The following is a 22,640-nucleotide window of genomic DNA, read 5'->3' as shown; positions in this document are numbered from 1 at the left end:
TCACTCCGTGTTAATCACGCTACAAACGCTGCGAGCCGCTGGCTAACAGCCGATAAAGTTGTTCTGGGTCGCGAGAATGCATCAGGGTATGCAGGTTATTTTCATCGCTGAGTACGGTGACGATATGCTGGATAAGGCGGATATGCGCATCGCTGCTGGTTGCCGACAGGCCCAGCACCACCTGCACCGGATCGTTTTCCGCATGACCAAACGCCAGCGGTTCGCGCAGCCTGATCGCGCTGATCTGCGCTTTCATCGCCCCCTGTTCCGGGCGGGCATGCGGCAGGGCCAGCCCGGGGGCAATGACAAAATACGGGCCCAGCTCGCGGTAGCTATCGACCATTGCCTGGACGTATTGCGGGCTGCAGGCTCCCGCGCGGCACAGCGCGTTCCCCGCCTCGCGGATGGCCTCTTCCGGGCTGTTGGCCGCACAGTCGACGTTTATTGCCTGACGCTCAATCATGAGAGGCTCCTTGCGCTAAATGCTGGCGGATGGAAACCAGCGTGGTCTCCAGCGCCCGCTGGACAAACGCGCGCCCTTTCTCTTCGCTGGCGGCAGTCGGATCGCCCAGCACCGCATAATCAGAGAACGCGGTCCAGGGTATCGGCTGATAACGAAAATTCTGCGGAAAATCAGGATAGTGTTGCCGAGCTTCTGTCATGTTGACGAATTCCGGCGCTAGCGCCAGCATCAATGAGGTCTCGACTTCGTCGGCATGCATATAACCGGGATAAGCCACCGCCGAGGTTTGCCGCTTTTTTACCTCCTCATCCATCCCCGCCCAGCTGTAGCCAAGTAGCGTGATGCCCTGCTCCTTAAGCTGACGGGAAGCGGCTTTAATGGCGTCGAAATTACCGTAATGCGCGTTAATCACCGCCGTGGTGGTGATACCGTAGCTGGCCATGTTTTCCGCCAGCGACACCAGCAGCGAGGTCAGCCGCTCATTACCGATATCAATCGCGCCCGCGTGGCCGCGCAGGGACCAGACCTGGCTGTAGGAAACGACCGGCAGGCTCAGGGCGCACTCGCCCAGCTGGTCATCAAGCAGCGCGCAGAACCGCTCGGCCAGCAGGTTATCGGTATCCAGCGGCAGGTGGTCGCCGTGCGGTTCGACGGCGCCGAGCGGCAATAAGGCTATCCGCGCCTTTTGTAGCGCCCGCCTGGCCTCGCGTTCGTTTAAATGATGCAGCTTCATGACGCCTCCTCAGGCAAAAGCGAGGTAACGAGCCGGGTTGTCGACGAAAAAATCGTGCAGCAGCGCTTCGCCGTCAAATCCGGCTTCCCGCGCCTCTTCAAGGAACCTTGGCCGCCAGTCGTTAAGGATGAACTTCAGCCCCAGCCCCCCCTTGCCGTAGTGCGCGCTCATTGATTTACGGGCAAAATCACCGCCGATTAAGATCTGTTTTTGATAACCCCGCTGGCACAGCGCCAGGATGGCCTGGGTGCGGATATGCTCAGGGTGGTATTTGATGCGGCTGATACCGTCGAAAGAGAGAAACGCCCCGGTGTTGGCGATCTGACGGTGCAGCCAGGGATCGGGGTTGCGATCCATATGAGCAAAACATAAGCGGGATAAATCCAGCCCCCATTTTTTGAAGATCCGCGCCTGCTCGAGTCCCATCGTCCCCATTTCCGTATGGCTGTGCATTGGCGCGCCGGTGCGCTGCTGGGCGCGAACGATAACCTCCATGGTTTTTTCTTCCAGCGGGGAAATGGTGTTGTAGCCGGTGCCGCACTTCACCACGCCGGCCCGATGCGCGGTGCCCTCTATTCCCTCTGTGACCTCGCGACAGACGTGCTCAACCAGTTCATCAATCTCTGAATGTTCGATCCACTCGGCAAAAGTCTGCGCTGAGCCTGGCCGCTTGCTGCTCCAGAGAAAACCTTTGTTGAAACCGGCGGTGGCGATGATGTGCAGCTGCTGGCGCTGCGCCATGGCGGCGACGGCTGCGGCCTGACGACCATAGTCCGGCGCGGTGGCGTCATAGATGGCGCGGCCGCCCGCCTCACGAAAATCGCTTAATTCACGCTCTGATGCCTGTGGATCGTCGAGTAACAGATCGTCATCCTGACGCTCGGCCCAATAGGGCGGAATACAGTAGATATGGTCGTGGCTGTAGGTGACACCCAGCTGATGAGCGGAAATATCCCCGTTTAACGTTCGAATGATGCCCATGTTACTTACTCCCCGGAACGGATAAGAAGGTGCTTTCAACATAGGCCCGCCCCACTTGACCAGTCAAGTGATCAAGTTCGCATCGGTCATATAAAATTTCTATCTGTGAGGGCGGTAGATATTTAAAACGCGATAACGGCGCAGTACACCGGTGACTTTCAGGCAACAGAAATAATATCTGTAAGAGGATCGTGCCGGGGACGATAAAGTGACGTTGTCACATATAAACTCTTCAAAGGGAATACCGCTGCTTATGGAAAAAATCGCTTTCCCCACAAGGGTGTGACGCATTTTATTTATTATAAACAATAAGTTAAATAAATAATCAGCACACTTCATCTCAGGCTAATAATCAACATCATTGATTAAAATGTTTAATTGAATGAATCGATAAAAAGAGTATTGTTAAAAACAATGATGAGCGGAGATAAATAAATGTTACGTGATTTTTTGAAGGTAGAAAAAGAAGATCGTCTGGTCGAACAACAGGACGCCAGCAGCGATAAAGTTAATTCAACGGACGTCACCGAATGGATTATTGTGAATAAAAATGGCGATAAAAAAGGCCGGGTGGCGTTATTCAATCAATTTACCACCCGTCGTTCCTATTGCGTGAATTACCGCATCACCCAGTTTGATAATAGCGGCAACGTGGTTGTCGACCGGCTGGCGGAATCAATCTGATCCCGGGAAACGTTATCACGCCGGTGTCCCGCGCCTTTAGCCCGGGCCGTCGCTGGCGGCGGCCAGCAGCGGCACAATCACATCGCTGAGCGGCGTGGGGATATGGTGAATACGACCATATCGCTGCACGACCCCGTTGCGAATATCCCACTCCAGCGGCAGCCCGGCCTCGCGATCCGTAAGTATTGAAGTGCTTAAATCCGGGGGCGCGCGATGGAAACCGGCGAGAATTTCCTGCGGCACGCCGTCGCCCAGGCTGGCGCCTGCGGCGCGCGCCACCGTCAGCCCCTCCTGCAGATAGGCTAAAGCCAGCGCCGTGATATCTTCGCGGGCAAACATCCCTGCCCGCCTCCCCGTCAGCACCATCAGACCAGCGACCGCATTTTGCAGCAGTTTCCGCCACGCAACGGAGAGGAAATCAGCGCTAACGTCCACTTCACAGCGGGTGTCCCGTAGCGCATGCTTCACCCGTTCAGCCCCCTGGACATCGGGCAGCGTCAGCCGCGGTTTCGCCCGCAGCCAGACTGACGCCTCGGGTTCACGCTGCGCCGGGAACCAGACGACCGATGGCAGCACGGTCGCTTCCGCTACGTACGGTGCGAACTGCGTCTTTTGTTCAACGCCGTTCTGGAGCACGCAGACAACCGTGCGATCGTGGCATAGCGCTTTCAACCACGGCGCAATCGCCGTAATTTGCGTCGCTTTTACCGCCACAAAGACCAGGTCGAACGGCGCGACGACCGATGCCGGTTCCGTCACGACGGGCCCCGGCACCACAATCTTCCCGCCATCGAAACGCAGCGACAGCTGCGGATGCGCGCGGCGACCGCATACCAGAGGCGTACGGCCAACCTCGTGCAGCGCAGCGGCGATGGTGGTACCGATTGCGCCCGGGCCTACCAGCGCAATGGTGGGTTCTTCAACTGTCATCTATGCCTCCAGGCCGCTTCCGGCCCCTGAGATTCAATGGGTATGTAACATAAACGCGACTTCGTTCGCATTACCATTTTATTCATATGGGTAATCTGAATGTGTGTGTCAGCGTACACACTTATCACCATCAACAAGGAAGGTACATGTTTCCAGAATACAGAGAGCTAATTTCTCGATTGAAAACCACGCACCCGCGCTTTCAGTCGCTATTCGAAAAACATAATGCACTCGATCACGACATTTCCCGCATAGAAGGAGTCGATGGCAAAGGATACAGTCTCGAGCTCGTACATATGAAGAAAGAAAAACTTCTGTTGAAGGATGAAATGCTGAAAATCCTCCAGCATGAAAGCCTGAATCAGGCCTGAAGTGTGTGATAAGGCCGCCGGATGGCGGCCTTTCTTATCCCGCAGCTACGCGCGGATAAACGCCAGCAGATCGGCGTTAATGACATCGGCGTGCGAGGTATGCATACCGTGCGGAAAGCCGGGGTAAATTTTTAGCTGGCTGTTCGGCAGCAGCTTATCCTGCAGAATGGCGGCGTTTTGATAAGGCACAACCTGATCGTCATCGCCCTGCATCACCAGCACCGGTAGCGTAATGGCTTTTAAATCCTCGGTCTGGTCCGTTTCAGAAAACGCCTTAATCCCATCATAATGCGCCTTCGCGCTGCCGGTCATTCCCTGACGCCACCAGTTCTGAATGGTGCCCTGCGACACCTCCGCGCCATCGCGGTTAAAGCCGTAGAACGGCCCGGACGCCACGTCGAGATAAAACTGTGAGCGGTTGGCGGCCAGCGCTTTGCGAAAACCATCAAATACCTCGATTGGCGTACCGCCAGGATTACTCTCCGTTTTTACCATCAGCGGCGGAACCGCGCTGATCAGCACCGCTTTGGCCACACGACCCTGCGGCTGACCATACTGCGCAACGTAGCGCGCAACCTGCCCGCCGCCGGTAGAATGGCCGATATGCACGGCGTTATGCAGATCCAGATGTTCCGCCACCGCCGAAGCATCGGCGGCATAATGGTCCATATCATGACCTTCACTTACCTGATCGGAACGACCGTGACCGCGTCGGTCAATCGCAATCACCCGGAAGCCTTCTGCCAGGAAAAACAGCATCTGGTTATCCCAATCATCGGCGCTCAACGGCCAGCCGTGATGAAATACGATCGGCTGCGCCTCCTTCGGGCCCCAGTCTTTAAAGAAAATATGAAGTGAAATAACGATCTGTTTATTTAACGCGCTATGCCTACTCAACATACCGGCTGATGGTCACCGTCGCTGTGCCCGGCTGGTCAAGCGATTTAAGCCCCTCGACCACCCGGCCAAGCTTTATCAGCCCGGACGATTGGCGAAAATCCTCGCGAAAAATGGCCAGATTGCCCCACGGCGCGTAATAGGCGATGTCGCCGCGCCGTGGGGTTAGCGATGCGCCAGGATCCGCCTGGCGCAACTTAGCCGGCAGCCAGGCGATTTTTTCCGTGGAACCATAATCCTCAAGCTTCACCGTCATCGGCAGCTGTGCCAGGAACTCATTAGCCGCTGCGCTCTCATCCAGCAAACCGACTACCGTCGTTGCGTTAAACGCAAACTGAATCTTCACTCCGTTCTCCTGCCCGGCAGAGAATGCCGCGCCCGTTGTTGCCATAAAAATGATTAGCGTGGCGCTAAGAGAGTTGAACATCCGCTCACCCTGCCAGGCCGCGAGCGCGCAGGACTTCACTGACCACCGCTACCGCCGAAAAGGCGTTTGGCCAGCCGGCATAGAAAGCGGCATGCGCAACGACCTCTCCCGCCTCTTCCGCGGTGAGGCCGTTATCCATCGCCCGGTTAAGGTGGTAGCCAATTTGCGCGCTTTGCCCGGCGGCAATCAGCGCGCTGACCGTCACCAGGCTGCGGTCGCGCGGCTTCAGCCCCGGGCGCTGCCACAGGTCAAGAAACAGCGGTTGCGTTGTGAACTTCACCAGCCCGGGGGAAATCGCGCCGACGTTCTGCTCTACCGTTGTTGAGCGCTGCTTTTCCATCGCCTGATTAAGAGGAAGCAGCTCCGGGGACGCCGAAGCCAGCTGCTCGCGGCCAATACCGCGCGCGATAAAAATATCTTTCGTCACCGCAACGGCGGACATCGCGTTAGGCCAGCCGGAATAAAAAGCCAGATGAGTAACGATCTCGGAGATTTCAGCCGCTGTGACCCCATTATCCAGGGCAACGTCAACGTAATGTTTTAGCTCCGCGAGCTGGAGACGGGCGATAAGGATCGCTACGGTCACGATGCTGCGATCGCGGCGCGAGAGTTCATTTCGCACCCAGAGATCCTCTGTCAGCACCTCGCTGCCGAAACGGGCAAGCGCGGGCGCGACGGATTGAACATCTTCAACGGACAACTGGGATGGGCTAAATGGAGCCATTTTTTCACCTCTTTTTTCTTCAGCCAGGACGGGAGCGCCCAGCATCAACGACATGGCGGCAGCGGCAATAAAAGCTTTCACGATAAATTCCTCATCGGCATATTAATTCGTCAACCTTTCCACCAGCTGGCGCTGGTACTCAGGAAGCCGGCTGCGGCTGGCATTCTCAAAAGCCAGCGGGGGAAGCCAGGTCATGCCCGCATGCAGCGCGCTGGCCTTCATCGGCGTAAAGACGTCGGCCAGGCTGACGCCGATCCGCCCGGACTCGCCGTAGGTGGATTCGCCTCCCGCGGCCGTCGTCACGATCATCATCTCTTTGCCCTGCCATATTCCCGGCCCCACGCTACCCCAGGTATCGTTCAGCCAGGCCTTCATCATCGGCGTGATGTTGAACCAGTGGGTCGGGAAAATAAAAACGACGCGCGCGTGTTCCCGCATAAGCCGTCGCTCTTCATCGGCATTGATGTTTCGGCTGTCAAAGCCGTAAAGCGCCTCGAGATTGCGTACGGTCACGCCGGGCACGCTTCGCGCAGCCTCCTCCAGACCTTTGGTCATGACCGATTGTTCAGGATAAGGATGGGAGACAATAACCAGCGTGTTAGCCTCGGCGGCACGGCTGGTAGGGGTAAAGCTAAACAGAAACGCGGTGACGGCCAAAAGCCAGAACAGACCGGGAATACAGCGGTGCGAATAGTTCATCAAGCTCTCCTTCTCTTTTGCCACAGGTTAAGGCGCGGAATAAGAAGGAGCCAGCCCTCGCTATCGAATGGGGCTGTGAGTTATTTTCATCAATCGGGCTACAGACCGAGCGGCTTCATTTCCCGCACAAGGGAGATTAACAGGCGCAGCCCGGTAGGAAGCTGATGACGGCTGGAGTAATAGATATAGAATCCCGGTCCGTATGAGGCCCAGTCGGTCAGCACCAGACGCAGGCGCCCGGCGCTGACGTGCTCTGCTATCAGCGGTTCCGGCAGGTACATCAGGCCGAACCCCTGCAGAATGGCCACTACGCCCGTCTCCGCCAGATCGACCGTTAATAGCGGCGGCACTTTGACGGTGAGCTGCTCTTCGCCGCGTTCAAACTCCCATTTATAAATCCGGTTGTTTCCCAGACGATTGCTGACGCAGCGGTGCTGGTGAAGATCGTTGGGATGCCGGGGTTCGCCAAAGCGGACAAGATATTCCGGCGACGCCGCGACCACCCAGCGCACATCGGCGGACAGGCGCTGCGCCACCATATCTTCCGGCACGGTTCCGCCATAGCGGATCCCGGCGTCGAAGCGCTGTTCCGTGACGTCGACAATGCGATTGCTGGCCACGATATCCAGCTCAATATCGGGATAACGTTCGGCAAAAACCGGCAGTACCGGAGCCAGCAGCAGCGTGGCGGCCTCAACGGCGACGTTAAGCCGAATATGCCCCGCCGGCGAATCGCGGAACTGGTTGAGCTGTTCCATCGCGGCATCGATGGAGGCGACCGGCTCGCTTACCGCGCTGGCCAGGCTCTCGCCTGCCGCCGTCAGGGTGACGCTTTTGCTCGTGCGGTTCAGCAGGCGTACGCCCAGCCGCGCCTCAAACCCCTTCAGGGCGTGGCTTAGGGTCGAGGCGCTCACCCCAAGTTCGACGGCAGCCTTACTAAAACTATGATGGCGCGCGATGGCGCAAAAATAGATAAGGTCGGCCATATCGGCACGGTTCACATTCATACGGCCTCGCTAACGGGGTAAAAGATAAGCTAAAAAAATAACGGTACCTTGATGTCATGCCGCATCGTGGCGATCGTCCGCGAAGGAAAATCAAAGACCTTAATGCACGAGCAACCTGCCGGGCGGTAGGTTTATACTACAGGCTTCAGCCCTGATAAACTGTCCATCCGACCGGTAATAAACCCTATTTTGTCCGCCAGAGGCGCGTTTATGTTACCTGATTGCGATAAAGCCATCGTCCTGCTGCATGAAATCTATGGCCTCAACGCGCATATTCAGCGAACCGCCGCGACCTGGAGAAGCCGCGGTTACGCTGTCTTTACGCCCGCGCTTTTTCCCCACTCTGCGCCTTTTGCTTATGACCAGCAGGACGAGGCCTGGCGCCACTTTTCCGATAACGTCGGATTTGATACCGCCGCCATTGTGCCGCTGCTGGCCGAGCTTAGAGCGAAATACGGCACGCTAATTCTTATCGGCTACAGCGTGGGCGCCACCTTAGCCTGGCTGGCCGCCAGGAGCGGGCTCTGCGACGCCGCGGTGTGCCATTATGGATCGCGGATCCGCCTGTACAGCGACGTTGCGCCCCCCAGCCCGACGCTTGTCATCATCGCCCGTAATGAACCGGCGTTCGATCCCCGCGTCATGCAAAACGAGCTGGAGAAAATTCCCTCCGTGACCTGCCGGATGTTCAATGCGCAGCACGGTTTTTGTGATGCCGACAGCCCGGCATGGGACGCGCGCCTCGCTCAGCAGGCAGACGAGGACACGCTGCGCTTTTTAACGCTTATTCAGCAAACACAGGAGGCCTAATGCATCAGGTATTTCACTGGATTAACGAACCCGCGACATGGTCGGAAGAGGACGGCGTACTCCGCGTAGTCACCGATGCGCAAACCGACTTCTGGCGCGAAACCTGGTACGGATTTGAGCGCTTCTCCGGCCATATCTACGCGACGGAGGCCGCAGCGGATTTCACCTTTCAGGTGCGGGTCCGCGCCGACTTCAGCACCCTGTATGACCAGGCGGGGATCCTGCTTATGCAGGACGCGCAACGCTGGCTCAAGGCCGGTATTGAGTACAATGACGGCGCGCCCGCTATCGGCAGCGTATTGACGCAGGGGAAATCAGACTGGGCGACCGGTGTTTTCCCGGGCGACCCCGGCGAATTTTGGCTGCGTCTGACCCGTCGGGGGGAAGCGCTGCGCCTGCAGTACTCTACGGATGGCCGTCAGTGGCCGCTGCTGCGGCTGTGCCCTTTTCCCAGCGGAGCGGTGAAGATCGGCGTCATGTGCTGCACGCCGCAGCGTAGCGGACTACGGGTTAATTTCCACGATATAGCGTTGCTGCCGCCAAACGAGAAAGATCTGCACGACCTGAGCTGAGTCGCCAGCTCGCGCACGGGCAAAATCGCGGAATAATCGCGATGAAGGTATGATTTTTAGCCCCCCGGCCTGCATGGCCTCCTCCTTGCTGCTAGATTGGCATCGACCTTCAGACCAACTATGAGGAGGAGCCATGTTTTCTTACATCATGCTCGGCACCAACGATCTGCCGCGCGCGCTGCGTTTTTACGACCCGCTGATGGCAATGCTGGGGCATCCCCAGAGCGGTCGGAGCGATGAAGGCGCATCGTGGGGGACATTCAGCGGAAACAGCACCATCGGACTGTGCGTTGGCAGACCGTTTAACCAGCAGCAGGCGACGACGGGTAACGGCGTGATGGTAGCGCTGAACGCTCGTTCAGTTGATCATATTCAGCAGCTGCATCAGCTGGCGCTGAACCTCGGGGGAACTGATGAAGGCGCCCCTGGACACCGTCCGCAGTACGGTGAGGGCTTCCACAGCGCCTACGTCAGAGATCCGGACGGCAATAAGCTGGCGTTTGTGTATTACGCAAACGCAGGCTAAGCCCGCAGAACGGGAGGTTAAGGCAGGGTTCGCGCATGGCGAAACCCTGCGCGTTGCTGAACATCGCGCAGGGCTCGTGCCGCCTGTTTCACCTTCGGCGCTCACCGGTCATTCACGGCGCGCCCACGAGAAAGGCATTTTGTTTCAGCCCGTTGCCGTACAGCAGCGGTCGTTTCTGACTCAGCCTTCAGTAAACATTCCCGACGTAAACGCCGCCCGCATCGCTTCGATTTCGCCCGCCTGCGTCGCGTTTAATGCCGCCAGCATATTGCAGGTAAAATCCACAAAGCCAACCCCATTGGCGGTCACCAGATTGCCGTCGCGAACCGAAGGCACGCTTCGGTAGCGCGCAGCGCCGCTGTAGGCGGGGCCCGCTCTGTTCTGCAGGTAGGCCAGCCCGTTCGAGGTGTGGTCGACATCATTGAGAAAGCCGTGCGCGCCGAGGAATGCCGAAGCATCGCATATCGCGCCAACCACGATCTGCCGGGCCTGCGCTTGCTCTACCAGCGGCACCACCCGCCGGGCCTCTTCTCCCCACCAGTTCATACCGCCCACCAACACCAGCGCGGCGTAATCATCGGGTATCGTCTCGAAGGTATAATCCGGCAGGCAACGGACCCCGCCAATGGACATCACCGGCCCCGCATCCGCGGCAACGGTCCTGACATCATACTGCGGCGCCCATATGCCAAACCCCCGGCGCAGCCCTGGCGCCAGCAGGGCAAACTCCCAGTCGGCATACTCCTCGATGAGCACAAACAACACTTCTTTACGCGTATCCATAAATCTCATTCACTCCCTGGTCAACGGAATTAGCCGTCGCGGCATCCGCCAAGCCCTTCGCTGTCGCGATCGATATTCTCGTCGTGCCGCCGCTACAAACTGTATAAATACACAGTAATGAAGGCAAGGTTAATTTTCCCCTTATGGCAATCCGCACTCATTTTTGCGAGCCTGCTCCCCGGATAGAACCACTATCCGGGGACATTGGCTATCGTCTTCTGCGATCCGGGCCTGCAGACAACGGAATGCGCCTGCGGGCGAGGAGAACCTCCCTGGTGATATAAAGCGTATATCCCTCCGGCCTCAGCCGGGGCGATCGCAACGCCTTCAGGGTGATGCCGCCGATATCTCCCGACGCAAGGCGCTTACGGACAGCGCTACCGCTAAGGCACAGCTGACTTCGCAGCACCGATAGCAGGCTGGTCTGAAAGGCTCGCGCGACGGTAACCTCCACTCTCACCTGAGAAGCGCGAACAAGGCTGATTCGCCAGCGCTCCTTGACCATGAATTCAGGCGATCCTGACGGCGACGCGCGATTACGCCGCAGCACCAGCAGATCGTGAGAATAAGCCTCGACGGCAGATTTATCGTTAGCGATAAGCCGCTCGTAGAGCTGCGGATTGATTTTGCTGATCGGTAAACGAGAGAACAGGCTGATGTTCCAGGTATACGCGCAGCGGACGCACTGATAGATACTCCAGACATCAAGCATCTTTTTTTGTGAATTGACCCGGAAGGCGCCGGATGGGGTGAAATCCTGCTGCCCATGACAGGCGGGGCAGCATTTGCTAATCAGCTGGTAGCCCACGGGGCTGACGTTCCATGTGACTTTCATGGTGAACCTTTTTTAACCTATACAAAAGCGGATCCGTCGATAACGGACCGTGATTTTTGCGATGTGAAAAATATTTAGAGGATACTTTTCAGTGGGTTAAAAAAAGATTTCCAACACGACTACCCTGTCTGACCGCCAATGAATGGGCCTAAGCGTAACAAAGCGGCTAAGGGTAAAGGCATGCATTAAATCAATAAATACAGAGAATTCATTCATAAACAGCATTGTTTACCTTCTGTTCACAAAACGAGAAGCGGCTCACTGATCAAACAAACCTAAACGTTTATGTTTTGTCTCATAAACGTTTAGGTTAAGGAAATAACCGTTTATATCACGGGTAATTTTCATAAATGCAGAGAGCGAAAAATGCGAAAAGCGACGATGCGGGACGTGAGTGAGGCGACGGGATTTTCAATGTTCACCGTCTCACGCGCGCTTAACGGTGGCGATGGCGTAGCTGATGATAGCCGGGAGCTGATTTTAAAAGTGGCGCGCGAGCTCGGCTACGTCCCTAACCGCGCGGCACAGGCGCTACGCCGTTCGAGCAGAGACTCGGTGGCGGTGATTACGGCCCATGCGTCGAACTCTTACTACCTCAACCTGATGTCCGGGATTCAGCAGATGCTGCAGCCTTCGCAGTGGACCGTGGTGCTTGGCGATATCGCGGTAAACGGGATCTACGACCGGGCGCAGGAAGATCGCATGATTAACCGCCTGATCGAATCGCGGATGGCCGGGATCATTTCGACGGTGACGCTCCAGCCGGAGAGCCTGAGCCTGCTGGCGAAATGGGATATCCCGGTGGTCTTTGTCGACTCTCCTCCCCGCGGCGAGCACAATTTTCCCAGCGTCACCACCGACAATTACCATGCCAGCCTGCTGGTGGGGAACCATCTGGCGCAGCACGGCTATAAAAACTGGCTGCTGCTGATCTACCCGGACCGCTGGACCACGCGTTTTGAACGCGAGCGCGGGATCCGCGAAGCCGCTGAGCAGTGCGGCGCCACGCTTGAAGTCCTGGAAACGGAAAACGACGCGCAGTCGGCCTCTGAAAAACTGAGCCAGTATCTGGCGCGCGGGGAAGCGCTGCCGGACGTGCTTATTGCCGGGAACAACCCTATTCTGCTGGGTTCGCTCAACCAACTCCAGCAGCGCCAGATAGCCATTCCCGGCGATATGGCCCTTATTGCCTATGACGAATTCGACTGGGCACCGCTGTTAAATCCACCGCTCACGGTGCTCAATGAAAACAGTGAAGAGATCGGCAGGCAGGCGGCAGAGATGCTGATTCGCTTAATTAATCAGGAAGGAAAAGGCGAAATAGAGACCCAACTTAAAGTTCCCGCCGCGCTGGTGATTCGCCAGTCCTGCGGCTGTAGAAAAGCCCATAACACTTAAAAAGACACGATTGAGATGGCTGCCCAGACGGCATTCTACGGGCCGACAGACATTGCTCTTGCGGTTCTGTCCTTCCAGCCAACAAGCGGCTAACCCGAGCGAAACAATTTTGCCGCCACTCTTTCATCATTTTAGCGATTTAAATAACGGCTGAATTATTCAGTCGCGATTAAAAAACAACATCAGGGGATTATTTCTGAGGCATCCCCACACCTGGCCGTACCTCGTACCACAAGAAAATGAAAGGAGCAGAATATGACCAAACTTCGTAAAGCATGGCTGGCTGTCGCGGTTGCCGCGGTAATCACCACCATGACAGGCTTGGCTCCCGCAGCCAGCGCCGCGCCGCAGGAAAGCAAAAAAATCGCCCGTATCGGATTAATGGTGCAGGACATGTCCAACCCGTTCTTCTCCGCGATGGAGAGAAACGCTAAGCAGGCTGCGGCTAAAATCGGCGCAACCCTTAATGTCCAGGATGCGCAGGTCGATCTGGCAAACCAGAACACGCAGATTGACGCTTTTATTCAGCAGAAAGTGGATCTCATTATTATTTCCGCCGTCGATGAGTCCGGGATCGAACCGGCGATACAGCGGGCAAAAGCCGCCGGCATTATCGTTATCGCAGTCGATACCCCCGCTAAAGGCGCTGACGCGGCGATCATGACCAACGCCATTCAGGCCGGGGAGACCTCCTGCGAGTACTTGTTCAGCCAGATGGGCGGCAAAGGCAAAGTGCTGCTGGTCGATGGGCCCCCAATTCAGACCATTATCGACCGCATTAAAGGCTGTAAAAACGTCGCGCAAAAATACCCGGATATCAAAATCGTCGGCCAGCAGGCATCGCGCAACGACCGCGCATCGGGCCTGATGGTCACCACCGATATGCTCACGGCCAACCCGGACGTCTCCGGTATTTTCGGTATGAACGATCCTTCGGCCCTTGGCGCGGTGCTGGCGGTTGAACAGGCGGGCAAAGCGGGCGCGATCAACGTTACCGGCGTCGACGGTAGCCCGGAGGCGGTTGAAGAACTCAAGCGCGGCGGCTCGCCTTTTATCGGCACCGCGACGCAAAACCCGGGAGAAATGGTTCGCCAGGCCATATCGCTTGCTCAGGATATGGTCGACGGTAAGCCGATCGCCTCCCGTACCGTTTTGATCCCGAGCGTACTGGTCACCCGCGATAACGTGGGTAGCTATCCGGGCTGGTAATCACATCGTCACTCTAAGCAGCAACAAACGGGATGACCCTCAGGCTCATCCCTGAGGGCAAAGACAATGGCCGACATATCATCACCTCCCTTACTCAGGCTGGAAGGGATTTCAAAACGCTACGGCGCGACGCTCGCGCTGAACAACGTACGCTTTGATTTATTCGCCGGAGAGGTCCATGCCCTGATGGGGGAAAACGGCGCGGGTAAATCCACGCTGATGAAAATCCTCTCCGGCAACGAGCAGCGCGATAGCGGCGTTATTTTTATCGATGGACAAGCGATTGATATTCGCACGCCCCGGGACGCGCGCAAATATGGTATCGCCATTATCCACCAGGAGCTGAACACGGTGCCGGATATGACGGTGGCGGAAAACCTGTTTCTCGGCCAGGAGCCCACCTCTTTCGCCGGTATTCTCGATCGCAAACGGATGCACCGGGAGGCCAAAGAGAAGCTGAATCGAATTAACGCGGATATCGACCCGCAGGCGCCGCTCGGGTCATTGAGCATCGGGCGTCAGCAAATGGTGGAGATCGCCCGCGCCGTCAGTGAAAACGCGAAAGTACTGGTGCTTGATGAGCCGACCGCCGCCCTGTCGCGGGCGGAGACTCTCCAGCTATACCGGCTGATCGCGCAGATGCGCCAGGACGGCGTCGGCATGGTCTACATCTCGCACCGCATGGAAGAGGTGTGGCAGTTGGCAAACCGGGTCACGGTGTTCCGCGACGGCACGTGGATCGGCACGGAAAACCTCGGCAACGTCTCAACCACCGATATCGTGCGCATGATGGTCGGCCGGCAAATCGTCGATCTCTATCAGCACGAGCCGCGTACGCCCGGCGACGTCCTGCTGGAAGTGCGGGATCTGGCAGGCAGTGCGACCGGCCCGGTCTCCTTTGAGGTCAGCGCGGGCGAAGTGGTGAGCATGTCCGGTCTGGTGGGCTCCGGGCGAACCGAAGTTGCCCGCCTGCTCTTCGGCGCCGATCCGCGCAGCCAGGGAAGCGTGCGCCTTGCCGGCAGGGAGAGCCAGCCGTCAGACCCCACCGCCGCTATTGCCGACGGTATTGGAATGGTGACCGAAGACCGTAAAACCCAGGGACTGTTTCTCGGTCATTCGGTTGAGCACAACATTGATATCAGTTCGCTGGATAACTTTGTCGCCGGCGGCGTGGTTAAACGCAAAACCATCCGCGCCGCCGTCCTTGAGCAGATGCGCAGGCTGCGGCTGCGGGAAAACGCGGTTGAACTGCCCGTCAGCGCCCTGTCCGGCGGAAATCAGCAGAAAGCGGCGCTGGCGCGCTGGCTGCTGCGCGATTCGAGGCTGCTTATCCTCGATGAACCGACCCGCGGCGTAGATATTGGCGCCAAAAGGGAAATTTACGAGCTGATAGACAGGCTCGCTCGCGCCGGCAAAGCCATCCTGGTGATCTCTTCCGATTTGCCGGAGGCCATCGGCATCAGCGACCGCGTGCTGGTCATGCGCGGCGGGCGAATCGTCCACCAGCTCCCCTCATGTTCAGCCACGGAAGAAGAAGTGATGCTGCACGCAACAGGAACCTTTACCAGTCAATCCGGAGAATGCCATGGACAACAATAAACCTGTGACGGAACTGCCGGTCAAAGCGCCGTTTGATTTTGCCAAATGGTGGGACCGGGTGGGGATCTTAATCGTCCTGCTGGTTTTGCTGATCCTCATGTCGACCTTCGCGCCAAACTTTAACCGTGTCGATAATCTGCTGAATATCGCCCGTTCGATTTCCGTCAACGCCATTCTGGCGGCAGGTATGACGTTCGTCATTTTAACCAGCGGTATCGATTTATCCGTCGGGTCGATCGTCGCCGTATCCGGCGTGGTCTCGGTGGTGGCGGCGATGGCCGGGATCCCCGCGCCGCTGGCGATTCTGGCCGGGGTTGGCGTTGGCGCGCTCTGCGGTCTGCTTAACGGCGTTCTCACCGCCTATCTCGCCCTCGCGCCGTTTATCGTCACCCTCGGGACAATGACCTTCCTGCGCGGTATGGCCTACACGATTACCGAAGGGCAGCCTATTGTTTCGAGTAGCCTTAGCTTCCGCGAGCTGGGCAACGGCTATCTTATCGGGATCCCCATCCCGGTCATTATCATGCTGGTGGTTTACCTGCTGGCGTGGTTCATTCTCGAACGCACCCGCTTTGGCCGTCACATTTACGCCGTCGGCGGCAACGCCCAGGCCGCACGCCTGGCCGGCGTACGGGTCAAACGCGTGCTGGCGGCGGTGTATATGATTGCCGGCGTCTGCGCGGGTCTGGCGGGCATTATCTTCGCCGCCAGGGTGATTTCCGCCCAGCCTACTGCCGGAACGGGATATGAGCTGGACGCCATTGCGGCCGTTGTCCTGGGAGGCACCAGCCTCGCCGGTGGCCGCGGGCGAATTATCGGCACCCTGATTGGCTCGATAATACTTGGCGTACTCAGTACCGGTCTGATTCTGCTCAGCGTGCCCTTTTTCACCCAACTCTTAATCAAAGGCATCGTCATCATCCTCGCCGTGGCGATTGACGGACTGAAGCAGCATCCGGAACTGTTTACCTTCTGGCGGAAAAAAGAGATCGCCCGTCCCCGCTAGCTTTCCCTGACGCGTTGTTTATCCGCCGCATCGGCGGCGGGTTTTCGTTTGCTTAAAATCTGATGGAGTACACGCCCATGACATACCACATTACCCTGACGGACCCGATGAATGGCCACCGGGATCGCGAACCGATTACGTTTACCCTCCCGGAGAGGCTGGCGGAACCTCTGTGGTGGGCCATTACCGACGAGGACGAGCGGATCCTTTGCCAGCGCCTCGAGCATGAATCGTCGGTAAGCAGTACCGCTTTTATCGCGACGGTCAGCTTCAGCGGTACCCTTAAGATGCGGCTTGACCGGCCGCTCACGGCGGCTGAAGTCGATGACATATCCGGTATCCAGACGCTGCCCGGCCGGGAGAGCGACTGTTTTGCGCGCCTCAATACCGGCTGTTTCGATCTGGAAATGTGTCGGGGAACCGCTCAGGGCGTCGGTTCATCAAAATGGGGGCTGCGCCATTTCCGCGCTCTGCAGGACGGCGTCGAACTGCTTCCTTCGGGGAATAACGCCATCGGCGGTTTTTACGGTCCGTTCTTTACCCCGGAGAACGGACTGATTAACCCGCCGGAGCATACCGTCGTTGATATTGAGGTCGTTGAACAGGGTCCGGTCTATCATCACTACCGCATGCGCGGCGCGATCCCCGACGGGTTATTACCGGAGCTGCGCGGTAAGCGCTTCGCCATCGACTGGAAATTTAGCTGGAACACGCCGTGGTTTCAGCGGCGCTACTGGGTGGATGACTTTTCGACGGTGATCAACGGCCGTTCGGTGACCAACAAGATCACCGTCGGCGACGAATTTGAGAGCGGTCCGGGAAACCTGCTGTTCGACCGCTTCGCGGCCTACGGCGGCACCCGCTACCGCGCGGGCGACCCCTACGCCGAAGAGCTGGCGGCGATGGTGGCCAATACCGTCGCCACATCGGAAAATCAAAGCCCGAAATTTGCCGAATTCCGCGAACAGCTCACCGATATGGCTTCTGCCCACTGGGATCTCTACTGGCGGATGTTCTGTCGCTGGGAGCACGTGCTGGATGAAGCGGAGATTCGCGAACGGCTGAGTCAGGTGCGCGCCCGAGCGCATCTTCGGGCCGATCTGACCGAGCGGGAATGGCTGTTGACCGATTCGCCGGTTAACGTTTCCGCCGTCGCGGATGAAACCATCTTCCCCGGGCCGGCCAGTAAAACCGTCGAGTATGATTCGGCTAGCGGCCGGGCGATGATCTGGTGGACCTCCCGCCCCTCCGGCGCGTTTCAGATAGTCCAGCGCCGCCAGTCCGGATGGGTTAACTGGGGCAGCAACGGCGAAAATGAGTGTCCGGAGCTCCCCGTCGGCGTCGAGATCAAGACCGCCTGCGGGATCTTCGCCGAAAACTGGATGCAGATCGCCGATCGGCTGGAAACCCCGCCGGTGGTCACGGTACGTAAAGGAGATAACTGATGATCCTCTGCTGCGGAGAAGCCCTCATCGACATGCTGCCCTGCCAGAGCCGCGAAAATGACCCCGCTTTTACTCCCTGCGTCGGCGGAGCGGCATTTAATACCGCCGTCGCCCTGGGCCGTCAGGGGATGGCGGTCAGTCTGTTTTCCGGTTTATCGGATGACTTTATGGGCGATATGCTGCGCCACACGCTTGACGCATCCGGCGTGGATTATTCGCCCTCAACCCGCGCGCCGCTGCCAACCACGCTGGCCTTTGTCAGGCTGGTAGGCGGTCAGGCCCGCTATACCTTTTACGATGAAAATAGCGCCGGCAGAATGCTGAGGGAAAGCGACCTGCCGGAACTCGGAGATGATGTCGCCGCCGTGTTGTTCGGCTGCATCAGCCTCATCGCGGAGCCGTGCGGCAGCGTTTATGAAACGCTGATGGCGCGAGAGGCGCCGCGCCGGGTGATATACCTCGACCCCAATATCCGTGAAATTTTCATCGCGGATCGGCAGAAGCACCTGGCGCGCATGAGGCGCATGATTGCGCTGGCGGATATCGTCAAGCTTTCCGATGAAGACCTCGCGTGGTTTGCCGAACCCGGCGAAGAGCATGAGGTCATCCGCCGCTGGCTGGCGCTGGGACCAAAGCTTATTGTGGTTACCCGCGGGGCAGACGGCGCCGATGCCTGGACCGCAGATTTTCATCTTCACGTGCCCGCGATTCGCGTCGCGGTGGCCGATACTGTCGGCGCGGGAGATACGGTGAATGCCGGTATTCTCGCCAGCCTTTCGCAGGCCGGGCTTCTTGAAAAAGAGAAGCTAGTGACACTGTCACGTGAGCAGGTTCGCCGCGCGGTCGATCTGGGGATGCGCGCCGCCGCGGTGACGGTTTCCAGGCCAGGAGCTAACCCGCCCTGGGACCATGAACTCCGAAGTCAGCAGAGACCAGGCCTGTAAACAACGGAAAACCGGATGAGGGTCTGCAACCGCGCGTATCGACGGACCCTTATCATTAGCTTTTATGGATATGATTTAGGTCCCAATTATTGAATGAAAGCTAAACCAGCTTCATTTATTCATGGGTTATTGCCGACTAATCCATTAATATCAGGCAATTAGATCGGCATTCAATTTTTGCCCTTCTCGCTAATGGACATCAGGGACAGGAGGTCAATAATGAAAATGAATCAATGGTTTGTACGTTTGCGTAATACTCCCATTCCGCAGCGCAAGCTGCATCCGGCGAAATGGCTGACGCTGATCGCCTTTCTGCTGCTGCTGGCGCAGCTGGCGGTAGAGTCTTTGCTCTCGGTATAAGCACAATAAAAATGGGCTTTAGTGTCAAAGCGCGCCAGCACTAATAAGATTAAACTCAAATCTAATTCGTGATAAGCATCTCAGTTTATCAACAACGGCTAGACAGAAAGAACTCAGGCATGCTAGTAATTAATTCAAGCAAGGGAACGGATTTAAATTAAACGCCATTTAAACCCTACCCATAAGGCTGAAAAATTAATTGATAATGGTTTGGCTTACTGAACGATTATCAAAAGGGTAAGTGAATCGAAGGCCCTCAGAGACGAAAGTTTCTGAGGGCCTTTTTGTTTTTTTCTCTCACAGGAGTTAATCAATGTCTAAAGAACGTCGTCTCTCCCGAATTTTCGCAAAAGATGGTAAATCAGTCACGCTGGCGCTGGATGGCTACTATTTTTCCAGCAACACAAATGGTATTGATAATACGATAAAGCAGCTCCCGGTACTGGTCGAAAATGGCCTGGATTGCGCGCTGGTGACCTGGGGTATGTTGAAAAATTTTCGCGAAATTTTCAACAGCGTTCCCGTTGTATTACGCGTCGATAGCACAGTGAGTATTTTTGATAATACCGTTCCCGATACCACCCCTGTTTTTTCTATCGAAGATGCGCTGAAAGTGGCTGCTGATGGCGTGGTGTGCATGACCTTCCCCGGCGCGTTCAATGAAGAGAAAACGCATATCATGGCCATGCAGCTGGCGCAGGCGGCCGATCGCTGGAGCATGCCGCTGATAGTGGAATCTCTGCCCTATGGCTATCCCGTCACCAGCGACGACTCCAATAATCCGGCTATCATCGCCGCCTCGGCCCGCGTCGCCGTTGAGCTCGGCGCGGATGTCATCAAAACCCGCTTTACCGGTACCGAAGACGATAGACTCATCGTCGAAGCCGCCGGAGTGCCGGTGCTCGCGCTCGGCGGCCCTAAAACCGGCATCGACGGCTATTTTAAATTTGTTCATCACTGTATGCAGGTGGGAGCAAAAGGCGTGGCGGTGGGTCGCAATATTACGCAGGACCCACGGCCAGAAAAAGTAGTAGCAGGTCTGAATGCCATCATCCATGAAAATGCCACAGCGGAAGATGCTTACAGCCTCTACATGGTTTAAACATACGGGTATTAATATGCACTTAAATAACACCATCATTCCTTCCGTCAGAAAATATAAACATTTTGAGCAGGCGCTGTCTTGTTCATCAGAATACGTACTGTTATCCGAAGCGAATATCGGCAACTTACAGTCGCTGATTGGTAAATGTCATCAAAGCGGCAAAAAAGTACTTATTCACCTGGAGCTATTGGGCGGTTTTAAACCCGACCAGGCGGGGATTAGTCTGCTCAAAAATTACTACAAGGTTGATGGTGTTATTTCTTCCAATCTCTCGGCCCTACGCCATGCAAAAAAAGAGGGATTGTTAACTATCTTTCGGGTACTGCTGATCGACTCACGTTCGCTGGATCAGTCCATCGATATTGTTAAGCATAACCCGCCGGATGCCATTGAGATCTTACCTGCTGAATATGCCTGCCAGTGTCTGGAATTGATTAGCCGGAATTTAAAAGGCTTTGACGTGATATTCATCGCCGGAGGCTTTGTTAAGCGGAAATACCTTGTAGATAAAATATTCCATGCCGGATTTAAAGGAATTACCAGCAGCGAACCCGGATTATGGTAACTCATAAGGAGTCCACGCGAATGAAAGAACACTATGTCATGGGCATTGATAATGGCGGAACCGTTACAAAAGCGGCGATTTACGATCGAAGCGGCAACGTGGTCGCTATCGCGTCGCAGTCAACGCAAATGCTGACGCCAAAAGAATTTCATACCGAGCGCGATATCAACGAACTCTGGGCGGCTAACGTTGAAGTCATTAAAAAAGCCATCGCGCAGTCGGGTATCGACGCCAGCCAAATCAAAGGCGTGGCGGTAACCGGCCACGGCAACGGGCTGTATATGGTGGATGAAACCGGTGCCCCGGTGCGCAACGGAATTATCTCCACCGACAGCCGGGCTAAGGCCTGGGTTGAAAAGTGGTACCGCGAGCCGACGTTCGTTAGCGATATTTTGCCCAAAACCATGCAGTCCATCTGGGCCGGGCAGCCCGTCGCCCTCCTCGCCTGGCTAAAAGAGTACGAGCCGGAAACGCTGAACAAAGCGCGCTACATTTTCATGGTCAAAGATCTGATTCGTTTTTACCTGACCGGTGAAGCTTTTCTCGAACTTACCGATATCTCAGGAACCAACCTGATTAACGTTCGCGACCGCGACTATGACGCCTCGCTGCTGGCCTGGTGGGGGCTCGGCGATCTGCGCGACAAGCTTCCGCCGATTAAACGCTCCACCGATTGCTGCGGCTACATAACCGACGAGGTGGCGCAGCTGACCGGTTTGTGCGCCGGGACGCCGGTTTCCGGCGGCGTTTTTGATATCTCGGCTTCTTCCGTGGCTTCCGGGATCAATACGTTGGATAAGCTGGCTATTATTACCGGGACCTGGAGCATTAACGAATACGTGACCGACCATCCGGTTATTGACCAGGATCTGTTTATGACCTCGATCTATCCGATTGAGGGTAAATGGCTAATCACCGAGGCCAGCCCCACTTCCGCCAGCAATCTGGAGTGGTTTATCAATAACTTTATGGAGGGCGATCGCGCGGCCGCTTCCGCGCAAGGTATGTCCGTCTACGATCTGTGCAATGAGCTGGTTTCCACAACGACGCCCGCTGAGAGCCACCTGCTGTTCTTCCCGTTTGTCTTCGGCTCTAACACCATCCCGGATGCTTCTGCGGGGTTTATCGGCCTGAATAGTTTCCATAAAAAAGCGCATTTTCTGCGCGCTATCTATGAAGGCGTCGCCTTCAGCCACCTTTATCACACCGAACGTTTACGCAACATCAACCCACAGTTAAGCCGCACCATTCGGATTGCAGGCGGCGTCACCCACTCTCCGGTTTGGTTACAGGTATTTGCCGACATTTTTCAGTCCACGCTGGAAATTGTCGACGTGAAAGAGCACGGCACGCTCGGCACCGCGATGACCGCGGCGGTGATGGTTGGCTGGTTTGATGACGTTTTCGACGCCTCAAATGCAATGGTGCGCGTCTCGCGAACCGTCACGCCGAACCCCGACAACAACAAGGTCTATCAGGATAAGTATCAGCTCTACAAAAATCTGTTAGCGGAAATGCAGTCTCCGTGGAAAAGCTGCAGCAACTACATCACGCATTAAGCGAGGAA

The 22,640-nt window shown here is 56.6% G+C and carries 26 protein-coding genes; 15 read left to right on the top strand and 11 right to left on the bottom strand.

All coding sequences use genetic code 11. The annotated features are described in order from the left end of the window. Positions 1-19: 19 nt before the first annotated feature. The 3 genes from CMQ96_RS03785 to CMQ96_RS03775 are packed head-to-tail and all read right to left on the bottom strand — an operon-like array spanning position 20 to position 2,177. Positions 20-463, bottom strand: coding sequence for a PTS sugar transporter subunit IIA (locus CMQ96_RS03785; protein WP_004136382.1), 444 nt, complete (start codon positions 461-463; stop codon positions 20-22). Further along, positions 456-1,196 carry a creatininase family protein gene (locus CMQ96_RS03780; RefSeq protein ID WP_049089759.1) on the bottom strand — a complete coding sequence of 247 codons (741 nt, stop codon included), beginning with the start codon at positions 1,194-1,196 and terminating at the stop codon, positions 456-458. Before CMQ96_RS03780 ends, CMQ96_RS03785 begins: the two co-directional genes overlap by 8 nt. Before the next feature lie 9 nt (positions 1,197-1,205). Then, positions 1,206-2,177, bottom strand: a complete 972-nt coding sequence (locus CMQ96_RS03775) for a phosphotriesterase (protein WP_024358125.1) — start codon at positions 2,175-2,177, stop codon at positions 1,206-1,208. A 435-nt stretch (positions 2,178-2,612) separates the two neighbouring features. Between CMQ96_RS03775 and CMQ96_RS03770 the strand changes: the two genes are divergently transcribed. Next, entirely contained in the window at positions 2,613-2,861 is a 249-nt protein-coding gene (locus tag CMQ96_RS03770; protein WP_004136375.1) for a hypothetical protein, read from the top strand. A gap of 36 nt (positions 2,862-2,897) precedes the next feature. Here CMQ96_RS03770 and CMQ96_RS03765 read toward each other — a convergent pair whose 3' ends face one another. Continuing rightward, the gene (locus CMQ96_RS03765) at positions 2,898-3,791 is read right to left on the bottom strand and encodes an oxidoreductase (protein WP_049100428.1); all 894 of its coding nucleotides are present in this window, start codon (positions 3,789-3,791) and stop codon (positions 2,898-2,900) included. Between the two features lie 146 nt (positions 3,792-3,937). Here CMQ96_RS03765 and CMQ96_RS03760 point away from each other — a divergent pair, with 146 nt between their 5' ends. Continuing rightward, positions 3,938-4,162 (top strand): YdcH family protein, encoded by a 225-nt coding sequence (locus tag CMQ96_RS03760; protein ID WP_004136373.1) that lies wholly within the window; start codon positions 3,938-3,940, stop codon positions 4,160-4,162. A 45-nt stretch (positions 4,163-4,207) separates the two neighbouring features. Here CMQ96_RS03760 and CMQ96_RS03755 read toward each other — a convergent pair whose 3' ends face one another. The 5 genes from CMQ96_RS03755 to CMQ96_RS03735 form a co-directional block, all read right to left on the bottom strand. Then, a complete protein-coding gene (locus CMQ96_RS03755; RefSeq protein WP_098065938.1) occupies positions 4,208-5,062 on the bottom strand; it encodes an alpha/beta fold hydrolase in 855 nt (284 codons plus the stop codon). Further along, positions 5,052-5,486: a cyclophilin-like fold protein gene (locus CMQ96_RS03750; RefSeq protein WP_024358123.1), complete on the bottom strand. Its 435-nt coding sequence runs from the start codon at positions 5,484-5,486 to the stop codon at positions 5,052-5,054. The genes CMQ96_RS03755 and CMQ96_RS03750 overlap by 11 nt, the downstream gene beginning before the upstream one ends. A 4-nt stretch (positions 5,487-5,490) precedes the next feature. Then, entirely contained in the window at positions 5,491-6,291 is an 801-nt protein-coding gene (locus CMQ96_RS03745; protein WP_098065935.1) for a carboxymuconolactone decarboxylase family protein, read from the bottom strand. A 21-nt stretch (positions 6,292-6,312) separates the two neighbouring features. After that, entirely contained in the window at positions 6,313-6,909 is a 597-nt protein-coding gene (locus CMQ96_RS03740) for an NAD(P)H-dependent oxidoreductase (protein ID WP_082237119.1), read from the bottom strand. A 98-nt stretch (positions 6,910-7,007) separates the two neighbouring features. Continuing rightward, positions 7,008-7,916: a LysR family transcriptional regulator gene (locus CMQ96_RS03735; protein ID WP_049085632.1), complete on the bottom strand. Its 909-nt coding sequence runs from the start codon at positions 7,914-7,916 to the stop codon at positions 7,008-7,010. Between the two features lie 210 nt (positions 7,917-8,126). On the opposite strand from CMQ96_RS03735, the gene CMQ96_RS03730 reads away from it, so the two are divergent. From CMQ96_RS03730 to CMQ96_RS03720, 3 genes are all read left to right on the top strand, one after another. Continuing rightward, a complete protein-coding gene (locus CMQ96_RS03730; protein WP_049085633.1) occupies positions 8,127-8,726 on the top strand; it encodes a dienelactone hydrolase family protein in 600 nt (199 codons plus the stop codon). Then, entirely contained in the window at positions 8,726-9,298 is a 573-nt protein-coding gene (locus CMQ96_RS03725) for a DUF1349 domain-containing protein (RefSeq protein ID WP_004136360.1), read from the top strand. The genes CMQ96_RS03730 and CMQ96_RS03725 overlap by 1 nt, the downstream gene beginning before the upstream one ends. Positions 9,299-9,431: 133 nt before the next feature. Beyond that, positions 9,432-9,824, top strand: a complete 393-nt coding sequence (locus CMQ96_RS03720; RefSeq protein WP_004136358.1) for a VOC family protein — start codon at positions 9,432-9,434, stop codon at positions 9,822-9,824. 180 nt (positions 9,825-10,004) lie between these two features. On the opposite strand, the gene CMQ96_RS03715 is transcribed toward CMQ96_RS03720, so the two are convergent. Both CMQ96_RS03715 and CMQ96_RS03710 read right to left on the bottom strand, forming a co-directional pair. Then, positions 10,005-10,607 carry a DJ-1/PfpI family protein gene (locus CMQ96_RS03715; protein ID WP_064411275.1) on the bottom strand — a complete coding sequence of 201 codons (603 nt, stop codon included), beginning with the start codon at positions 10,605-10,607 and terminating at the stop codon, positions 10,005-10,007. Positions 10,608-10,815: 208 nt separating this feature from the next. After that, on the bottom strand, positions 10,816-11,442 hold the full coding sequence (locus CMQ96_RS03710) for a DUF1062 domain-containing protein (protein ID WP_064371774.1): 627 nt from the start codon (positions 11,440-11,442) through the stop codon (positions 10,816-10,818). A gap of 366 nt (positions 11,443-11,808) precedes the next feature. Here CMQ96_RS03710 and CMQ96_RS03705 point away from each other — a divergent pair, with 366 nt between their 5' ends. The 10 genes from CMQ96_RS03705 to CMQ96_RS03665 all read left to right on the top strand — a co-directional run bounded on the left by CMQ96_RS03705 (position 11,809) and on the right by CMQ96_RS03665 (position 22,632). After that, positions 11,809-12,840, top strand: coding sequence for a LacI family DNA-binding transcriptional regulator (locus CMQ96_RS03705; RefSeq protein ID WP_024358115.1), 1,032 nt, complete (start codon positions 11,809-11,811; stop codon positions 12,838-12,840). 255 nt (positions 12,841-13,095) lie between these two features. Next, positions 13,096-14,049, top strand: a complete 954-nt coding sequence (locus CMQ96_RS03700) for an ABC transporter substrate-binding protein (protein ID WP_098065932.1) — start codon at positions 13,096-13,098, stop codon at positions 14,047-14,049. A 66-nt stretch (positions 14,050-14,115) separates the two neighbouring features. Beyond that, positions 14,116-15,648 carry a sugar ABC transporter ATP-binding protein gene (locus CMQ96_RS03695; protein ID WP_004136348.1) on the top strand — a complete coding sequence of 511 codons (1,533 nt, stop codon included), beginning with the start codon at positions 14,116-14,118 and terminating at the stop codon, positions 15,646-15,648. Continuing rightward, positions 15,635-16,654: a ribose ABC transporter permease gene (locus CMQ96_RS03690; protein WP_004120114.1), complete on the top strand. Its 1,020-nt coding sequence runs from the start codon at positions 15,635-15,637 to the stop codon at positions 16,652-16,654. The genes CMQ96_RS03695 and CMQ96_RS03690 overlap by 14 nt, the downstream gene beginning before the upstream one ends. Before the next feature lie 77 nt (positions 16,655-16,731). Next, positions 16,732-18,099, top strand: a complete 1,368-nt coding sequence (locus CMQ96_RS03685) for a hypothetical protein (protein WP_098065930.1) — start codon at positions 16,732-16,734, stop codon at positions 18,097-18,099. Continuing rightward, positions 18,099-19,043, top strand: coding sequence for a carbohydrate kinase (locus CMQ96_RS03680; RefSeq protein WP_098065926.1), 945 nt, complete (start codon positions 18,099-18,101; stop codon positions 19,041-19,043). Before CMQ96_RS03685 ends, CMQ96_RS03680 begins: the two co-directional genes overlap by 1 nt. A gap of 219 nt (positions 19,044-19,262) precedes the next feature. Further along, positions 19,263-19,403, top strand: coding sequence for a hypothetical protein (locus tag CMQ96_RS28615; protein ID WP_165775014.1), 141 nt, complete (start codon positions 19,263-19,265; stop codon positions 19,401-19,403). Positions 19,404-19,716: 313 nt separating this feature from the next. Beyond that, positions 19,717-20,505 carry a class I fructose-bisphosphate aldolase gene (locus CMQ96_RS03675; RefSeq protein ID WP_004136342.1) on the top strand — a complete coding sequence of 263 codons (789 nt, stop codon included), beginning with the start codon at positions 19,717-19,719 and terminating at the stop codon, positions 20,503-20,505. A 16-nt stretch (positions 20,506-20,521) separates the two neighbouring features. After that, positions 20,522-21,073: a glycerol-3-phosphate responsive antiterminator gene (locus tag CMQ96_RS03670; RefSeq protein WP_004136340.1), complete on the top strand. Its 552-nt coding sequence runs from the start codon at positions 20,522-20,524 to the stop codon at positions 21,071-21,073. A 20-nt stretch (positions 21,074-21,093) separates the two neighbouring features. After that, positions 21,094-22,632: an FGGY-family carbohydrate kinase gene (locus CMQ96_RS03665; RefSeq protein WP_004136338.1), complete on the top strand. Its 1,539-nt coding sequence runs from the start codon at positions 21,094-21,096 to the stop codon at positions 22,630-22,632. The last annotated feature ends 8 nt before the right edge of the window (positions 22,633-22,640 follow it).

Source organism: Klebsiella sp. MBT K-1, from assembly GCF_002556465.1.
Classification (GTDB): domain Bacteria; phylum Pseudomonadota; class Gammaproteobacteria; order Enterobacterales; family Enterobacteriaceae; genus Klebsiella; species Klebsiella grimontii.
This window is presented reverse-complemented; position numbering and strand designations above follow the sequence as displayed.

What these genes read in the sequence shown, in the direction of transcription:
- CMQ96_RS28615 (WP_165775014.1), top strand. Translation starts at nt 19,263, where the DNA reads ATGAAAATGAATCAATGGTTTGTACGTTTGCGTAATACTCCCATTCCG.
- CMQ96_RS03735 (WP_049085632.1), bottom strand. Translation starts at nt 7,916, where the DNA reads ATGAATGTGAACCGTGCCGATATGGCCGACCTTATCTATTTTTGCGCC.
- CMQ96_RS03695 (WP_004136348.1), top strand. Translation starts at nt 14,116, where the DNA reads ATGGCCGACATATCATCACCTCCCTTACTCAGGCTGGAAGGGATTTCA.
- CMQ96_RS03785 (WP_004136382.1), bottom strand. Translation starts at nt 463, where the DNA reads ATGATTGAGCGTCAGGCAATAAACGTCGACTGTGCGGCCAACAGCCCG.
- CMQ96_RS03665 (WP_004136338.1), top strand. Translation starts at nt 21,094, where the DNA reads ATGAAAGAACACTATGTCATGGGCATTGATAATGGCGGAACCGTTACA.
- CMQ96_RS03725 (WP_004136360.1), top strand. Translation starts at nt 8,726, where the DNA reads ATGCATCAGGTATTTCACTGGATTAACGAACCCGCGACATGGTCGGAA.
- CMQ96_RS03730 (WP_049085633.1), top strand. Translation starts at nt 8,127, where the DNA reads ATGTTACCTGATTGCGATAAAGCCATCGTCCTGCTGCATGAAATCTAT.
- CMQ96_RS03760 (WP_004136373.1), top strand. Translation starts at nt 3,938, where the DNA reads ATGTTTCCAGAATACAGAGAGCTAATTTCTCGATTGAAAACCACGCAC.
- CMQ96_RS03780 (WP_049089759.1), bottom strand. Translation starts at nt 1,196, where the DNA reads ATGAAGCTGCATCATTTAAACGAACGCGAGGCCAGGCGGGCGCTACAA.
- CMQ96_RS03705 (WP_024358115.1), top strand. Translation starts at nt 11,809, where the DNA reads ATGCGAAAAGCGACGATGCGGGACGTGAGTGAGGCGACGGGATTTTCA.
- CMQ96_RS03710 (WP_064371774.1), bottom strand. Translation starts at nt 11,442, where the DNA reads ATGAAAGTCACATGGAACGTCAGCCCCGTGGGCTACCAGCTGATTAGC.
- CMQ96_RS03700 (WP_098065932.1), top strand. Translation starts at nt 13,096, where the DNA reads ATGACCAAACTTCGTAAAGCATGGCTGGCTGTCGCGGTTGCCGCGGTA.
- CMQ96_RS03675 (WP_004136342.1), top strand. Translation starts at nt 19,717, where the DNA reads ATGTCTAAAGAACGTCGTCTCTCCCGAATTTTCGCAAAAGATGGTAAA.
- CMQ96_RS03750 (WP_024358123.1), bottom strand. Translation starts at nt 5,486, where the DNA reads ATGTTCAACTCTCTTAGCGCCACGCTAATCATTTTTATGGCAACAACG.
- CMQ96_RS03680 (WP_098065926.1), top strand. Translation starts at nt 18,099, where the DNA reads ATGATCCTCTGCTGCGGAGAAGCCCTCATCGACATGCTGCCCTGCCAG.
- CMQ96_RS03740 (WP_082237119.1), bottom strand. Translation starts at nt 6,909, where the DNA reads ATGAACTATTCGCACCGCTGTATTCCCGGTCTGTTCTGGCTTTTGGCC.
- CMQ96_RS03690 (WP_004120114.1), top strand. Translation starts at nt 15,635, where the DNA reads ATGGACAACAATAAACCTGTGACGGAACTGCCGGTCAAAGCGCCGTTT.
- CMQ96_RS03720 (WP_004136358.1), top strand. Translation starts at nt 9,432, where the DNA reads ATGTTTTCTTACATCATGCTCGGCACCAACGATCTGCCGCGCGCGCTG.
- CMQ96_RS03775 (WP_024358125.1), bottom strand. Translation starts at nt 2,177, where the DNA reads ATGGGCATCATTCGAACGTTAAACGGGGATATTTCCGCTCATCAGCTG.
- CMQ96_RS03755 (WP_098065938.1), bottom strand. Translation starts at nt 5,062, where the DNA reads ATGTTGAGTAGGCATAGCGCGTTAAATAAACAGATCGTTATTTCACTT.
- CMQ96_RS03765 (WP_049100428.1), bottom strand. Translation starts at nt 3,791, where the DNA reads ATGACAGTTGAAGAACCCACCATTGCGCTGGTAGGCCCGGGCGCAATC.
- CMQ96_RS03770 (WP_004136375.1), top strand. Translation starts at nt 2,613, where the DNA reads ATGTTACGTGATTTTTTGAAGGTAGAAAAAGAAGATCGTCTGGTCGAA.
- CMQ96_RS03715 (WP_064411275.1), bottom strand. Translation starts at nt 10,607, where the DNA reads ATGGATACGCGTAAAGAAGTGTTGTTTGTGCTCATCGAGGAGTATGCC.
- CMQ96_RS03685 (WP_098065930.1), top strand. Translation starts at nt 16,732, where the DNA reads ATGACATACCACATTACCCTGACGGACCCGATGAATGGCCACCGGGAT.
- CMQ96_RS03670 (WP_004136340.1), top strand. Translation starts at nt 20,522, where the DNA reads ATGCACTTAAATAACACCATCATTCCTTCCGTCAGAAAATATAAACAT.